Source organism: Rhodococcus sp. NPDC058521 (genome assembly GCF_042719695.1).
Lineage (GTDB): Bacteria > Actinomycetota > Actinomycetes > Mycobacteriales > Mycobacteriaceae > Rhodococcus_F.
Genome location: NZ_JBHXNL010000010.1, coordinates 74,181 through 88,632 on the forward strand (window position 1 = coordinate 74,181; position 14,452 = coordinate 88,632).

Below are 14,452 nucleotides of genomic sequence, written 5' to 3' on the forward strand. Positions count from 1 at the left end.
AATGGCAGGAAACTCGAGTCGCCGCGGAGCGGTCCGCAAAGCAGGCACGAAGAAGGGGCAGGTCGCCGGTTCCGGCGGGCGCCGTCGCAAGGGTCTCGAAGGGCGCGGTGCAACACCGCCCGCCGAGGCACGGACGAAGCATCCCGCGGCGAAGCGAGCGGCCCGCGCAGCGAAGGCTGCCGATCGGGCACCGGCAGGACGTGGGCGCCCCACCGGCGGTCGTAAGCCGGCAGACGGCCCGGAGAACGTACTTGGCCGGAATCCCGTCCTGGAGTGCTTGCGGGCGGGAGTGCCCGCGACCGCGCTGCACGTCGCGGTGGGCACCGAGAGCGACGATCGTCTGAAGGAATCCGTGCAGCTCGCGGCGGATGCCGGCATCTCGATTCTCGAAGTTCCACGGCACGAATTGGACCGCATGAGCGCCAACGGCATGCACCAGGGGATTGCGTTGCAGGTGCCGCCGTATCGGTACGCGCACCCGGACGATCTGATCGCCGAGGCGCGCAAACATCAGGAAGCGCCGCTGCTCGTGGCGCTCGACAACATCACCGATCCCCGCAACCTGGGAGCTGTCGTTCGTTCCGTCGCCGCGTTCGGTGGTCACGGTGTGGTGATTCCGGAACGTCGGAGTGCAGCGGTGACTGCGGTGGCCTGGCGAACGAGTGCTGGTGCCGCTGCCCGCCTTCCCATTGCACGCGCAACGAATCTCACTCGTACGCTGAAGGATTGGGCGTCGAAGGGTGTTCAGGTCGTCGGTTTGGACGCAGGCGGAGACACCTCGTTGGACGAGTTCGACGGTACGGGGCCCGTCGTTGTCGTAGTCGGGTCCGAGGGGAAGGGTCTGTCACGGTTGGTGCGTGAGAACTGCGACGCCATCCTGAGCATCCCGATGTCAGGCCCGGTGGAGTCGCTCAACGCGTCGGTGGCCGCCGGCGTGGTGCTGTCCGATGTCGCACGCCGGCGGCGTTCCTGACGTCAGCTCCCGTTCTGCAGAACCCGGCTGATCACATCACCGATGAAGGAAGCAGGGTCACTCAGCGCGGCAGAACCGGACCCACCTTCACCGTCCGATGATCCGAGGCCAGCGCCCGCTGAGCCGGACGTGACGTTCTCGCCGAGGTTCTTCTCGCGGATCTGAACCCAGGCGCCGGACACGGTCTGCAGTGTGTTGAAGAAGGCGACGTCGACGTCCGAGCTGGTTTCGAGGTAAGTGCCCACGGCGGCGTCGTCGGGAACGAGGTAGGAGACTTCCAGCGTCACTGTCTTGCTGCCGATCGTGTCGACTGGCCACACTCCGTGCACTGTCACGGTGCGGTCATTGACGTTCACGGTGGGGCTGACGGACTCGGTCTTCTGTCCGCCGATCAGGTGGAAGGCGTTCACTTTTGCGCTGCCGTGGACGTACTCGAACCCGGCGGGGTGGTGGTCGGTGATTGCCTCGATCGATCTCACCGGCGTGTTGGTCGCCGCGATGGTCGTCCGGAATGTGGCCTTCCCACCGGCTGCAGCGGTCCCGTCCCCGACCACGCTCTTGGTGATCGTCAGGTTGCTGGTATCGATCGAGTTCGAACTCGGGTGCGCGTCGTCCGCTGATGCTGCAGCGGGACCGACCAGCGTGAGGCCGACGGCGGTGGCCAGAACTGCGGTGCTTGCGACCAGCCGTCGCAACGAGAAGCGGGACATCCAGTTTTCTCCGTTCGGTGCACGACACGCTCGACGCGAGGCGCCGACCGTAATGATTCACATCACAAGTTCGTTAACGCTGTGATATGTCCCATACATATACGGGCGTCCAGCATGAAGTGCCAGCGCAGAAGGATGGTCTCGGAAACCCTCTCGACCTGGGGAAGTGTAGAAGTTGAGAGTTTCGCTCGTGGTCGACGCCAAGGTCTCGGCCATCGTGATGGTCACCGCTGAGCTGTGTCCGGGACGAATCTGATGTGATGTCCGGGCCGCAGTTGTGCGGCAACCGGGAGGTCTTCGGTATCGACGACGGCGATCACGGGGTAACCGCCGGTCGGTGGGTGATCTGCGAGAAAGAGGATGGGTTTTCCGCTGGGAGGTACCTGCAGCGCACCCGCGACCATCCCTTCGGTTGGAAGTTCGTCCCGTTTGCGGCGGTGGAGGGGTCCCTGTCCGTCCAGCTTCGCGCCGATTCGGTTGGTATCGGTGGTGACCCACCACCGTTGTTCGAGTAGTGCGTGGACAGACGCGGGCGTGAACCAGTTGTCCCGCGGGCCGAGGCGCACTCGAAGCCATACGGGGTTCTCCGGCTCCGCCGGCGGCGGAATGAAATCCTCCGCGGGCCAACCGAGCATGTCGGTGCCGACAAGAAGCTGATCGCCGACCTTCACAGGGGAGGGCCCGAGTCCTGCGAGGGTGTCGGTGGATCGGCTTCCGAGTACTGGGGGCACGTCGATGCCTCCTCGTGCGGCGACGTATGTGCGGAGTCCGGTCGTCGGGTATCCGATCTCGAGGAGATCTCCGGTCTGTAGGTGAAGTGTCGAATAGTCGGGAACCGGAAGTGAATTGACGGTCGGGCAGGAGCGGGCGCCCGTCACCGATATGCAGGTTGCGCCGACCGAGCGGAGCGACAGTCCACCCACTGTCGCTTCGAGGGTTGCAGCATCGATTCTGTTGCCCACCAACCGGTTTGCAGCGTCATGAGATTCGCGATCGGCGGCACCCGATTCGCCCACGCCGATCGCTGCGTTGCCCGGTCTGCCACGGTCCTGAACCGTGGTGAGGGCGCCTGTCTGCACTACTTCGAGCCACGCCATCGTTCGATTCTCCCGCACCGGTGTTCGGTGTGGGTAGGATTCGACGCTCAGACGGCTTCGAAACGCACGGTGGTCCCGGGCCGCAGCAGTGCAGGCGGGGAGCGCACCGGATCCCAGATCACGGTCCGCGTCGTTCCGATCAGTTGCCAGCCACCGGGCGAGCTGCGCGGGTAGATGCCGCTGAACTCGCTCGCGAGTGCGACCGCACCGGCGGGCACTGCGGTACGCGGTTCGGCGCGACGGGGCACGTGCAGTCGTGCGTCACCGCCCGCGAGGTAGCCGAATCCGGGCGCGAAGCCGCTGAAGGCGACAGTCCACGGCATTCCGGTATGCGCCGAGATCACCTCGTCGATACTCAGGCCGGTCATCTCGGATACGTCGTCGAGATCGGGTCCGTCGTAGTGCACCGGGATGTGGACTTCCGCTGTCGAGGTTTCGCCGGCCGCAGCATTCGGCTGCGTGGCCCTGAGCCACCGAACCACCTTCTCGTGTGGAATCGACTCCGGGTCGAAGCGGACGAGCACCGTGCGGGCTGCCGGAACGAGCTCCCATACACCGGCGGGCCGCGAGTTGTCCAAGGCGCGAAAGTATCCGAGCGTAGTATCCAGATCGTCGAAAGCTGCGAGCACTGCAGCTTTTCCGACCTCCAGTACGTCCATCACACGGGGACCTCCATCACACGAACGGTGTCACGTCGATGCCTTCTGCGTCCAGCAGTGACCGCACGGCGCGCGCTATCTCGACGGCGCCGGGACTGTCGCCGTGCACGCACACGGACTCCGCCGACATGTGCAGCACCGCGCCGTCCACGGCTTCGATCGTTGCGTCCACGACCATTCGCCGGACTCGCTGCGCAACCTCTGTCGGGTCGTGGAGTACTGCCCCGGATTCGGTCCGAGGAACCAGCGCGCCTTCGGGTGTGTAGGCCCGATCGGCGAACGCCTCGGAGACGGTACGCAAGCCCACCTTTTCCGCCTCCTCGAGGAATACCGAGCCGGGAAGCCCGAGCACCGGCAGTGTCTCGTCGTAGGCCAGCACGGCATCGACGACGGCGCGCGCCTGGTCGCGGTGATGGACGATCGCGTTGTACAGCGCGCCGTGCGGCTTCACATAGGCGACGGCCGAGCCGGTCGTCTGCGCCAACCCGTCGAGCGCGCCGATCTGATAGACGACGTCGGCGGTGAGGTCCGCAGGTGACACGTCGATGAACCGGCGACCGAAGCCGGCAAGATCGTGGTAACCCACCTGCGCGCCGATCCGGACGGCGCGCGAAGCAGCAGCTCGGCACGTGGCGAGCAGGGTGGACGGGTCGCCGGCATGGAACCCGCAAGCAACGTTCGCACTGGTGACCACGTCGAGGACGGCATCGTCGTCACCGAGCCTCCACGCTCCGTAGCTCTCCCCGAGGTCGCTGTTCAGATCGATTGACGGCACAGCATCGATTCTAGGAGCCGGAATCTAGGGAGTCACCCGCTGCGGCAGGGTCGACTCGGCCGCGATTCGGCCGCCGTTGTTGCGTCTCGTTCTACCCACGATGCGGCACACGAGGTAGATCACGAAAGACACCGCAGTCACGAAACTCGATACCGGTACGCCCGGTGCCAGGGACAGCAGGATGCCGCCGACAGCGGCAATCTCCGCGAACACGACGGACAGGATCGTCGCCTTGAGCGGGCTCGCGGTCACGTAGGCCGCGGCAGCGGCAGGGGTGATGAGCAATGCCATTACGAGCAGCGCGCCGACCACCTGAACGCCGAGAGCGGCGGTGACACCCACGAGAACCGCGAATACGATCGACAGCTTGCGCACCGGAACGCCGCGCGCCTCCGCAACTTCCGGGTCGGTGCTCGCGAAGAGTAGTGGACGGTAGATGAAGACGATCGTGCCGATCACGAGCACCGCACACAACGTGAGCAGTTCCAGGCCCGTGTTTCCGGGGGCGACGATCTGCCCGACGAGGAGTGAGAAACTCGACCCGGCGCGGCCCTCGTACGCCCACATGAAGAGCACCGAGAGACCGAGACCGAACGCCATGATGACGCCGATCACCGAGTCACGATCACGGGCCTTGGCGCCGAGGATTCCGAAGAGCACCGCCGCCACCACCGAACCTGCGATGGCGCCGAGACCGACGCTCGTTCCGATGAGCAACGCTGCGGATGCGCCCGTCAACGACAGCTCACTGGTGCCGTGGACCGCGAATGACATCTGCCGGCTGACGATCAGCGGCCCGATGACCCCGGCGAGCAACCCGAGAATCGCACCGGCGATCAGTGCCTGCTGGACGAAGTCGTATTGCAGCAGTTCCACCGTCGCCGACACGTCGAACATGCGCGACATCGCGTCCGCGAACTTGCCGTTCATCCGTGGTCCTCGTCTTTGTGATGGACACCTTCGCCCGGACGCAATCCGCCGGCGCTGCCCAGCGCGTCGATCGCGTCACCTGTACCGATCACCACCAGACGCCCGCGCACGTGCAGTACCTCCACGTCCGTGCGGTACAGCTCGGACAGCACTTCCGAGGTCATGACCTCTTCGGGTGTGCCGATCCTGAACTGCCCGTCGACGAGATACAGCACCCGGTCGACCAGCGGCAGAATCGGATTGATCTCGTGGGTCACGAACAGAACCGCGGTGTCGTGAGTTCGCCGACGGCGGTCGATGAGACTCGACACCAGGTGCTGATTGGCGAGGTCCAGGCTCAGTAGCGGTTCGTCGCACAGCAGGATCTTCGGATCACCCACCAGGGCCTGCGCGATGCGGAGACGCTGCTGCTCACCACCGGACATCGAACCGATCGGGGCGTCTGCGAACGCTTCGGCACCGACCTGACGTACGGCGTCGTCGACGATCGCGCGGCGTGCACGTCGACGGAATATGCCGGTGCCCCAACGGTGTCCGTCGACGCCCAAGCCGACGAGGTCACGTCCGCGGAGGGGTAGTCCGTCGTCGATCGACTTCTGTTGCGGGATGTAGCCGACGTGCGCGTTTCCGGTTCGCGCCTGTTCTCCCGCGATACGTGCGGTGCCGGCGCCGAGGGCGAGCTGGCCGAGCAGAACCTTCAGAAGCGAGGTCTTTCCGGAACCGTTCGGCCCGAGAACTGCGATGAACTCGCCGGGCTGCACGTCGAGATTCAGGTCCTCCCACAGTGTGCGTTCACCGAACGACAGCCGCGCGTTCGTCAGTTCCAGTGCGGGTGCGGGGCTGTCGTCGGCAGGGGAGTGCGTCGAAGGATCTGTCACAAGGGTTGGTTCTGTTCGTCGATCAGGCTGGGGTGCCGAGCGCCGTGGCCAGGGCATTGGCGTTGGCGGTCTGCCACTGAATGTAGTCCTGGCCCTCGGGGAGAGTCTCGGTAACCTCCACAACCGGAATCGATGCGGCTTCGGCCGTGCGGCGCATGTCCTGCGTCACTTGGTCCTGAGTCTGGATGTTGTAGACGAGAACCCGGACCTGCTTGTCGGTCAGAATGCGGCGGGTCTCGGCGATCGCTGCGGGAGCGGGATCGTTGCCCTCTTCGATCGCGCTCGTGAACTCCGGCGGAGTCATGTCGCGGGCCCCGGCCGATGCGAGCAGGTACTGGGCGATGGGCTCGGACTGGGCGACCTCGACACCCGGATGGGTGGAGGCGATCCGATCCGTGATCTCGGTGATCTGCTGCAGCTCTTCGCCGAACCCGCGTGCATTGGCCCGATACTCGTCGGCGTTGTCGGGGTCCAGTTCGGCGAGCTTGTCGGCGACATTCTGGGCAACGGCACCGACGGTGGAGACGTCGAACCACACGTGCTCGTTCACCGCCCCGTGGTCGTGACCTTCGTGGCCCTCGTGATCGTGGCCTTCGTGTTCGTCGGCGTGTGCTCCGCCTTCGAGGAGTGCGTAGGCCTCGACGGTCGTGATGTCGTTTCCGGCGGAGTCGAGCACGTCGTCGACGAACTGGTCGTATCCGCCGCCGTTGTAGACGAGGAGCGACGCATCCGAGATCTGGGCGGCGTCGAGGGGGCTTGCCTCGAAAGAGTGTGGATCCGCGGACGGCTCGTCGATGATCGACGTCACCTCGACTCGCTCTCCCGCCACGGCCTGCGCAACGCTGCCCCACACGTTGGTGGATGCCACGACCGTCAACTCGTCGCCGTCGGAAGAGGTGCCACAGGCGGTGACCGTGAGGGCGGCGACAGCAAGGCATGCGGCCATGGCGGTGCCGCGAAGGCTGGTGTGCACAGGAAGCTCCGAGAAGGTCTATTAATGCTATTGGAAACCGTTACCGTTCCACATTAACGTATCGTCGCAGGTGATGCACGTCCGGATCGACCCCAACAGGGGATCTGGGATCCGAAGTACTAACGTCCTGATATGCCCAGGTCACGTCAGCCACGCCGTCAGGCCACGTTGGCGTCCCTCGCCGCGGAACTCAACATCTCCCGAACCACGGTGTCCAACGCGTACAACCGCCCGGACCAGTTGTCGCCCGAACTTCGCGACCGAGTCCTCGAAGCGGCACGTCGGCGCGGGTATCCCGGCCCCGATCCGGTGGCGCGATCGCTCCGAACCCGGCGGGCCGGTGCGGTGGGGCTGCTCCTCACCGAGGCTCTCAGCTACTCGTTCCGCGACCCTGCGGCGATGAGCTTTCTGGCCGGACTGACCGAGTCGTGCGAAGCGGCGGGCCAAGGGCTGCTGTTGATCCCGGCTGGTCCGGGGCGCGAGGACGTCGATGCAGCCGTGGTTGTACAGCAGGCGGGTGTGGACGGCTTCGTCGTGTATTCCGTTGCGGACGACGATCCGTATCTGGCCGCGGTGTGCGATCGCCACCTGCCGATGGTGGTGTGCGATCAGCCGCGGGAGATCCCGGGTGCTTCGCGCGTCGGAATCGACGACCGAGCCGCGATGCGCCAGGTCGCCGACCATCTGATCGATCTGGGACACGAGCGATTCGGCGTGCTGTGCATGCGCCTGGGCCGGGACCGTGCGGACGGAGTGGTTTCGCCGGAGCGCTTGAAAACTCCACACTTTCACGTGCAACGAGAACGTATCGAGGGGGTGCGAGATGCGATGGAGGCGGCTGGCCTCGATCCCGCCGGTCTCACCGTCGTCGAGCGTTTCGAACACGCGGGACTCTCCGGGCACACAGCGGCAGAGCAGGCGCTGCACGCGGACCCGGACATCACGGCACTGGTGTGTACCTCGGACGTTCTGGCACTCGGAGCGCTCGAATGGGCGCGGCGGCAGGGCGTCGACGTTCCACGAGACCTGTCGATCTCAGGATTCGACGGCGTGGACCAAGCCATCCGTGAGGGCCTGACCACCGTCCTTCAGCCACAGGAGGAGAAGGGGCGCAGGGCCGGAGCCCTGCTCATGTCTCCGTCGCACTCCGGGGTGGCCACGGTCGAGATGCTCGATACCGAACTCTTCAGAGGTGCCACGACGGGACCGGTCCGAACCTGAACCGGCACAGCGAAAACCGCGATATCAGCTTCCCGACGCGTACGGAGTCCACACCCAGAAGGTATGCCCATTGGACTCGCATCGAAGGTCCGCCTTCAAACCCGGCGAGCAGGACGCTCCGGCGTAATCGAGTTCGCCGGTCAGCTCACGATTGCCCGCCGGGAGGGTGTGCGGTGTCCCGACTCCGGGACCCGGGTGGGCCGCGTATCCCGAGGAGTCGAGCAGAATCTCGCGAACATCGGTGAAGAACTCGTCTCCCACCGTCATCTGCATGCTCGAACCCAGATCGCAGCCGACGTCGCCGGTCGGGGCGATCGCGCAATTGTGGCCCTGGAACTGGAAATATGCGGTGTCGCCCACCAGGTAGTCGTCCGGGTTCGCCGGCGGCGGGTCGTACGGTCCGGCACTTGCCACACCTGCCGCCAGGATCGGAAGGGTCGCTGCGGCAATTGCTGTTGCAAGTGCCTTGCCGATCGTCGACTCGGTTGTCATGATCTCCTCGCTTAGCCCCGGGTGCGCGTTCATTATGGACCGTCGTTCCCGAGTCGATATTCGTTACCCCCACTTCCCCTGTGAGTGGTTAACGAGTCCCTGGACCCGCTAACCGCGCACAGGGGCTCAGGCGAGCAACTGGGCGCAGCGGAGCAGTCCCAGGTGACTGTAGGCCTGCGGGTGGTTGCCCAACGACCGTTCCGCCACTGGGTCGTACTCCTCGCTGAGCAGTCCGGTAGGACCTGCCGCGTCCACCAGTTGCGCGAAGAGAGCCTCGGCCTGGGAACGCGCACCGATCAGGAGGTACGCCTCCACCAGCCACGCTGCACACAGATGGAATCCGCCCTCGGCTCCGGGGAGTCCATCGTCGTGGTGGTAGCGGTACACGGTGGAACCGCTGCGAAGTTCGGCCTCGGTGGCGACGACAGTGGCTGCGAACCTCTCGTCCGTCGGGTCGATCAGACCCGAGAGGCCGATGAACAGTGTTGCAGCGTCGAGGTCGGTGCCGTCGTAAGCGGCCGTGTAGGAACGAACTTCCTCGTTCCACCCCTTCTCGCGGACCTCCGCGGCGATCTCGTCGCGCAAGTCCGACCATCCCGACTGTGCGGGCCGCCCGAACTCCTCGGCAAGCTTCAGTGCCCGGTCCACCGACACCCAGCCCATGACCTTCGAATAGACGTGGTGGCGCGGGTTGTCACGAATCTCCCAGATTCCGTGGTCGGGCTCGAACCAACGGCGCTCGACCGCTTCCACCATGGCGCACACCAGTTCCCAGTCCCGGTCGCTCAGTGCCTCGCTCACGCCCTGGGCACGGCGAGTGTGTGCGAGATCGGAGATGAGTTCCACGATCGGTCCGAACACGTCCAACTGCACCTGCTGATTCGCCGCGTTGCCGATGCGGACCGGGCGCGAACCCGCGTAACCGGGTAGAGAATCGATCACGGCCTCGGGTGGAAGGCCTGTACCGGCGAGAGTGTAGAGGGGGTGCAGTCGTTCCGGGCCCGGGAGCGTTTCGAGAACGTCGTGCACCCAGTCCAGGTAGTTCTCGGCCTCGGCAGTCGATCCCACGCTGACGAGCGCGGAAGCTGTGAGTGCCGCGTCCCGCAGCCAGCAATACCGGTAGTCCCAGTTGCGGACCCCGCCGACCTCTTCCGGCAACGACGTCGTCGCGGCCGCCATGATCGCGCCCGAATCAGCGTGCACCAGCCCTCTCAGGGTGAGGGCGGAACGCTTGATCAGATCGGGCTTCAGTGCGGGAAGATTCAAGCTGTTCGCCCAGTCGCGCCAGTAGGATTCGGACTCTTCTCGACGCTCGGACTCTGTTCGCACGCTGGGACCAAGATCTTCTGTTCCGCAACGCAATTCGAGAACGACGTCACCGCCCGACGGATCGACCACCGCGCGTGCGGTCTGCTGATGTCCGTCGGATTCGACGGTCCACCGAACACCCGGTGAGCGGAGGATGATCGGTTCGTTGGTGCCGAACACTCGAATTCCCTCGTCCTCGGCTTCGAGCTGCACTTGGCCCTGTCCGAACTCCGGGCGCGGCGCGAAGGTGACGACCGCGGGAGCGGTGCCGGAGATGACGCGGGTGAGATCGGTCCGCCCGGGTTCTGCATCGTGCGGCAAATAGTCGGTCACGGCCAGACTCGCCCAACGGGTCTGTACGGTCATGGTGCCATCGATGTATCGCTGGCTGAGCGGCAGCGAGGAACGTTCGGGCGCAACGGTGAAATGGCCGGCCGCCGTGCCGCCGAGAAGGTGCGCGAACACCGACGCCGAATCCGGCTCGGGGTGACACATCCACGTGACCGAGGCATCAGGAGTCACGAGGGCAACAGTGCGTGGATTCGCCAGCATCGTCAGACGTTCGATCGGTGCGGCGTCTGCACCCGACAGCCAGGTGCGACGTTCTTCGAGAAGAAAGGCGAGGGCTGCTGCAACATCTTCCGTGGTGGCTACTCGGTACTCGGCCTCGCTGTCGCCGGGACCGACTTTGATGCCGATGTCGGGGCCCTGGAGTCTGCGGAAGGCCTTCTCGTCCGTTACGTCGTCGCCGATGAACACGGCGGCAGTGGCCGCTTCCTGGTGGCGAATGATGTCCAGTGCGTGGCCTTTGTCGGTGACGACCACCGCGAGTTCGATCACCGATTTGCCCTCGGTGACGTCCACTCCTTGCCACGTTGCGGCGCCCGCACGCACGGCGTCGAGGGCTTTCGCCGCCTCGTCCGCCTTGGCGTTGCGCACGTGGAACGCAACACTGGCGGGCTTGATCTCGACGCTCGTTCCGGCGAACCGGGTGGCGAGCCCCCGCAGTTCTTCGGTGATGTCAGCGAGGAGAGTCTTCGCATCCGCGTCGATCGCGTGCACGAATCCGATGTCGAACTCGGAACCGTGGCTGCCGACGAGATGTACCTCGGAGGGCAGCCGCGACAGAGCCGCCAGGTCCTTGAGGGCGCGGCCCGAGATCACGGCGGCAGTGGTGGCGGAGAGTCCGGCGAGAGCCCGCAGTGCAAGAACGGATTCAGCGAGGGGAAACGCCTTCTCCGGGTCCGAGACGATCGGCGCCATGGTGCCGTCGTAGTCGGAGGCGACGAGAAGTCGCGGGGTCCGTGCCACGGCGGCGAGGGCTCGACGAAGTTCGATGGGCAGATCTTGGGCGCTCACTGTTCACAATCTAGGCGATTGCGAGCATCGAGGCCCGGTACGGGGCGTCGGGGGTCGAGACGGTCAGGTCGCGGAGAGGTCAGACGGAAGCGCGGTCGCCGTCGCCGAGCAGGAGTTCGACTGTGAGTTCCAGTCGTGTGGCGACGTCGGTGGCGGACGACCGGCGTGTGAGCCATGCCACCAGGTTCGACAGCCACACGTCGGAGATCACCCGCGCCACCGCGTACTGCTCTTCGGTCGGGTCGGTTTCGGTCATGGCCCGAACGAAGAGTCGGTCCATGAGTTTGCCGACCTGTTCCACCTCGGCTGCCGCGGACGCGTCGGCGAACATGAAGGCCCGTGTCATGGCCTCGGTGAGTAGCGGATCCCGCTGCATGGCCCGCGTGATCTGGGTGAGGATTGTCTGCATGCGCTCGCGCTGGTTGTCGCCGGGCGGATTCTTGCCGCGGGAGTCGATGCGCTCGAGTTCGCGGCCGAGCGCGGAAACGAGGAGGTGCACCTTCGACGGGAAGTACCGATAGAGCGTGCCTACCGCGACGTCGGCCTTTTCTGCCACTGCCCGCATCTGCACTGCTTCGTATCCACCCTTGGATGCGAGAGCGAGGGTCGAGTCGAGAATTCGCTTTCGGCGCTCGCGTTGCGCGTTGGAGCTTAGGTCGTCCTCGCCCAGCGTTGCGGCGACGGTTGTCGGCCGGGTGCGGGATGTGCTCGTCATCTACTGATTTCCTTCGCGCCTTGACTCTTGCCAGGTGACATATTAGAACACGTTCTAGAGTTGTGTGTCATTACCGAGAGGCGGATACCTGTTGTGACTATCGCCACCACCGAGGAGCAGAGGGCCGTTCAGGAGTCCGTGCGCGCGTGGGCCCGCTCTGTCGACCCGGTCGCCACAGTACGCCAAGGACCAGCGGATTCGTGGCGCTCCTCATGGGAGTCGTTCGCAAAGCTCGGGATCTTTTCGGTGGCGGTTCCGGAGGAGGTCGGGGGTTCGGGAGCGGAGATCGTCGATCTCGCCGCGATGCTCGAGCAGTCCGCAATCGAGCTCGCGCCCGGTCCTGTTCTCACAACGGCACTCGCCGCCCTCGTGGTCGGGCGAAGCGGCGGTCCCGCCGCCAAGCAGTGGTCCGAGGAGCTTGCCGAGGGGGCCCGCCCGTGTGGCGTAGTGGTGGATGGCCCCGCGTTGTCTGCGGAACGTTCCGCAGACGGTGGATTGACACTCACGGGCCGGACGGGACCCGTGCTCGGCGCTCAGGAACGCGTATCGATCCTCGTACCCGCCGATGCCGGCGACGGAGTCGTCTGGTGTCTCGTGGACGGCGGTGCCGACGGTCTGACGCACATCGCGGCCGACTCGATCGACAAGAGCCGGGCATTCGGGAACGTCGAGTGCTCCGGCGTGACGGTTGCCGCGAACGGAGTTGTGGAGGGCGTACGAGAGGGCCTGGTACGCGACCTCGCCGCGACGCTCGCAGCTGCCGAAGCTTCCGGCATCGCGAGCTGGTGTCTGCGCACTGCGGTCGAGTACGCGAAGATCCGGGAACAGTTCGGCAAGCCGATCGGCTCCTTTCAGGCGATCAAGCACCTGTGCGCCGACATGTTGTGCAGGGTGGAGCAGACCGGAGCCACGGCTTGGGATGCCGCCGTCGCAGCGGAAGACGCGTGGGCGAACGACTCGGAAGTCGGCATCGCCGCCGCCGTCGCCGCGACCGTGTCACTGGACGCTGCCGTCGAGACCGCGAAGGACTGCATCCAGGTGCTCGGCGGAATCGGATTCACCTGGGAACACGAGGCCCACTTCTATCTGCGGCGGGCCACGTCGTTGCGGCAGTTGCTCGGCGGGTCGCCGCGATGGCGTGCCCGGGTGGCCGAGCTGACCCGCGCCGGAGTTCGTAGACATCTCTCGATCGACCTGTCGGATCTCGATTCCGAGCGCGCCGACATTCGTGCCGAGATCGCCGAGTTGGTCGCAAGGCCCGAGTCGGAGCGCCGGGCGGCGCTGGCCGACACGGGATACCTCGCACCGCACTGGCCGGCGCCGTACGGGCGTGGCGCGAAGGCCGCGCAACAGATCCTCATCGAGGAAGAGCTTGCGGCCGTGGGCGTCTCCCGCCCCGACCTGGTCATCGGGTGGTGGGCCGTTCCCACGATTCTCGAGCACGGCAGCCCCGAACAGATCGAGAAGTTCGCGACGCCCACCCTGCGGGGCGAGATCGTCTGGTGTCAGTTGTTCAGTGAGCCCGGAGCAGGTTCGGATCTCGCGGCCCTGCGCACCACCGCCGAAAGGGTCGACGGCGGTTGGAAGCTGCAGGGGCAGAAAGTCTGGACGTCCAAGGCGCAGGAAGCGGACTGGGCGATCTGCCTGGCACGTACCGACCGTGAAGCACCCAAACACAAGGGGATCAGCTACTTCCTCGTCGACATGAAGACGCCGGGGATCACCATCAAGCCACTTCGCGAGATCACCGGCGACTCGTTGTTCAACGAGGTGTACCTGGACGGGGTGTTCGTTTCGGACGACCTTCTCGTCGGGAACCTCGGTGACGGATGGAAGCTGGCCCGGACGACTCTGGCGAACGAGCGGGTCGCGATGAGTGGCGGTTCGTCTCTCGGTGGAGCGATGGAGGAGTTGCTGAAGCTCGCCGGGGACTCCGACCCGGTCACCGACGACAAGTTGGGCACACTGATCAGTAACGCCCTGGTGGGATCGCTGTTGGAGTTGCGCACCACGCTTCGTCGGCTCGACGGTCAGGACCCGGGCCCGGCGTCGAGCGTGCAGAAGCTGGTCGGCGTTCGGCAGCGGCAATCGGTCGCCGAGTTCGCGATGGATCTGGCAGGCCCCGACGGTTGGGTCGAGGGACCGTTGTCGTACGAGTTCTTCAACACCCGCTGCCTGTCGATCGCGGGTGGTACGACGCAGATTCTGTTGACCGTTGCGGCCGAGCGGATTCTGGGCCTACCGCGCAGCTGATTCGAATCCGAGGTGTGCACTTTCGGTGTGGCGCGGATGGTGATACAACTAGAACACGTTCTAAATATCCCTGTGAGTGGCTGACGAGTCCAGGGGCTCGCCAACCACG

Annotated in this window: 13 protein-coding genes; 3 read left to right on the forward strand and 10 right to left on the reverse strand. The window is 65.5% G+C overall.

The window, feature by feature from the left end:
• Position 1 precedes the first annotated feature (1 nt).
• Complete coding sequence (gene rlmB, locus ACFWO3_RS16035; RefSeq protein ID WP_378579395.1) at positions 2-973, forward strand: 23S rRNA (guanosine(2251)-2'-O)-methyltransferase RlmB; 972 nt, start codon at positions 2-4, stop codon at positions 971-973.
• Positions 974-975: 2 nt separating this feature from the next.
• Here rlmB and ACFWO3_RS16040 read toward each other — a convergent pair whose 3' ends face one another.
• The 7 genes from ACFWO3_RS16040 to ACFWO3_RS16070 all read right to left on the reverse strand — a co-directional run bounded on the left by ACFWO3_RS16040 (position 976) and on the right by ACFWO3_RS16070 (position 6,968).
• On the reverse strand, positions 976-1,683 hold the full coding sequence (locus ACFWO3_RS16040; protein ID WP_378579397.1) for a hypothetical protein: 708 nt from the start codon (positions 1,681-1,683) through the stop codon (positions 976-978).
• A gap of 224 nt (positions 1,684-1,907) precedes the next feature.
• The gene (locus ACFWO3_RS16045) at positions 1,908-2,780 is read right to left on the reverse strand and encodes a biotin-dependent carboxyltransferase family protein (protein WP_378579399.1); all 873 of its coding nucleotides are present in this window, start codon (positions 2,778-2,780) and stop codon (positions 1,908-1,910) included.
• A 47-nt stretch (positions 2,781-2,827) separates the two neighbouring features.
• Positions 2,828-3,439 carry an allophanate hydrolase subunit 1 gene (locus ACFWO3_RS16050; RefSeq protein ID WP_378579400.1) on the reverse strand — a complete coding sequence of 204 codons (612 nt, stop codon included), beginning with the start codon at positions 3,437-3,439 and terminating at the stop codon, positions 2,828-2,830.
• A gap of 16 nt (positions 3,440-3,455) precedes the next feature.
• Complete coding sequence (locus ACFWO3_RS16055) at positions 3,456-4,214, reverse strand: LamB/YcsF family protein (RefSeq protein ID WP_378579402.1); 759 nt, start codon at positions 4,212-4,214, stop codon at positions 3,456-3,458.
• Positions 4,215-4,238: 24 nt separating this feature from the next.
• The gene (locus tag ACFWO3_RS16060; RefSeq protein ID WP_378579403.1) at positions 4,239-5,144 is read right to left on the reverse strand and encodes a metal ABC transporter permease; all 906 of its coding nucleotides are present in this window, start codon (positions 5,142-5,144) and stop codon (positions 4,239-4,241) included.
• Positions 5,141-6,079, reverse strand: a complete 939-nt coding sequence (locus ACFWO3_RS16065; protein ID WP_378579439.1) for a metal ABC transporter ATP-binding protein — start codon at positions 6,077-6,079, stop codon at positions 5,141-5,143. The genes ACFWO3_RS16060 and ACFWO3_RS16065 overlap by 4 nt, the downstream gene beginning before the upstream one ends.
• Complete coding sequence (locus ACFWO3_RS16070) at positions 6,045-6,968, reverse strand: metal ABC transporter solute-binding protein, Zn/Mn family (RefSeq protein ID WP_378579528.1); 924 nt, start codon at positions 6,966-6,968, stop codon at positions 6,045-6,047. The genes ACFWO3_RS16065 and ACFWO3_RS16070 overlap by 35 nt, the downstream gene beginning before the upstream one ends.
• Positions 6,969-7,127: 159 nt before the next feature.
• Here ACFWO3_RS16070 and ACFWO3_RS16075 point away from each other — a divergent pair, with 159 nt between their 5' ends.
• Positions 7,128-8,216 (forward strand): substrate-binding domain-containing protein, encoded by a 1,089-nt coding sequence (locus tag ACFWO3_RS16075; RefSeq protein WP_378579441.1) that lies wholly within the window; start codon positions 7,128-7,130, stop codon positions 8,214-8,216.
• Between the two features lie 24 nt (positions 8,217-8,240).
• Here ACFWO3_RS16075 and ACFWO3_RS16080 read toward each other — a convergent pair whose 3' ends face one another.
• From ACFWO3_RS16080 to kstR, 3 genes are all read right to left on the reverse strand, one after another.
• Positions 8,241-8,708, reverse strand: a complete 468-nt coding sequence (locus ACFWO3_RS16080) for a hypothetical protein (protein WP_378579442.1) — start codon at positions 8,706-8,708, stop codon at positions 8,241-8,243.
• A 126-nt stretch (positions 8,709-8,834) separates the two neighbouring features.
• Positions 8,835-11,375 (reverse strand): trehalose-phosphatase, encoded by a 2,541-nt coding sequence (gene otsB, locus ACFWO3_RS16085; protein ID WP_378579445.1) that lies wholly within the window; start codon positions 11,373-11,375, stop codon positions 8,835-8,837.
• 79 nt (positions 11,376-11,454) lie between these two features.
• Positions 11,455-12,090: a cholesterol catabolism transcriptional regulator KstR gene (kstR, locus tag ACFWO3_RS16090; RefSeq protein ID WP_378579447.1), complete on the reverse strand. Its 636-nt coding sequence runs from the start codon at positions 12,088-12,090 to the stop codon at positions 11,455-11,457.
• 93 nt (positions 12,091-12,183) lie between these two features.
• Between kstR and ACFWO3_RS16095 the strand changes: the two genes are divergently transcribed.
• Positions 12,184-14,343: an acyl-CoA dehydrogenase gene (locus tag ACFWO3_RS16095; RefSeq protein WP_378579450.1), complete on the forward strand. Its 2,160-nt coding sequence runs from the start codon at positions 12,184-12,186 to the stop codon at positions 14,341-14,343.
• The last annotated feature ends 109 nt before the right edge of the window (positions 14,344-14,452 follow it).

Excerpts from the sequence above, each read along its gene's own strand:
- ACFWO3_RS16040 (WP_378579397.1), bottom strand. The coding sequence starts at position 1,683 with ATGTCCCGCTTCTCGTTGCGACGGCTGGTCGCAAGCACCGCAGTTCTG.
- rlmB (WP_378579395.1), top strand. The coding sequence starts at position 2 with ATGGCAGGAAACTCGAGTCGCCGCGGAGCGGTCCGCAAAGCAGGCACG.
- ACFWO3_RS16065 (WP_378579439.1), bottom strand. The coding sequence starts at position 6,079 with ATGCCCTGGCCACGGCGCTCGGCACCCCAGCCTGATCGACGAACAGAA.
- ACFWO3_RS16045 (WP_378579399.1), bottom strand. The coding sequence starts at position 2,780 with ATGGCGTGGCTCGAAGTAGTGCAGACAGGCGCCCTCACCACGGTTCAG.
- ACFWO3_RS16075 (WP_378579441.1), top strand. The coding sequence starts at position 7,128 with ATGCCCAGGTCACGTCAGCCACGCCGTCAGGCCACGTTGGCGTCCCTC.
- ACFWO3_RS16070 (WP_378579528.1), bottom strand. The coding sequence starts at position 6,968 with ATGGCCGCATGCCTTGCTGTCGCCGCCCTCACGGTCACCGCCTGTGGC.
- kstR (WP_378579447.1), bottom strand. The coding sequence starts at position 12,090 with ATGACGAGCACATCCCGCACCCGGCCGACAACCGTCGCCGCAACGCTG.
- ACFWO3_RS16050 (WP_378579400.1), bottom strand. The coding sequence starts at position 3,439 with ATGGACGTACTGGAGGTCGGAAAAGCTGCAGTGCTCGCAGCTTTCGAC.
- ACFWO3_RS16060 (WP_378579403.1), bottom strand. The coding sequence starts at position 5,144 with ATGAACGGCAAGTTCGCGGACGCGATGTCGCGCATGTTCGACGTGTCG.
- ACFWO3_RS16080 (WP_378579442.1), bottom strand. The coding sequence starts at position 8,708 with ATGACAACCGAGTCGACGATCGGCAAGGCACTTGCAACAGCAATTGCC.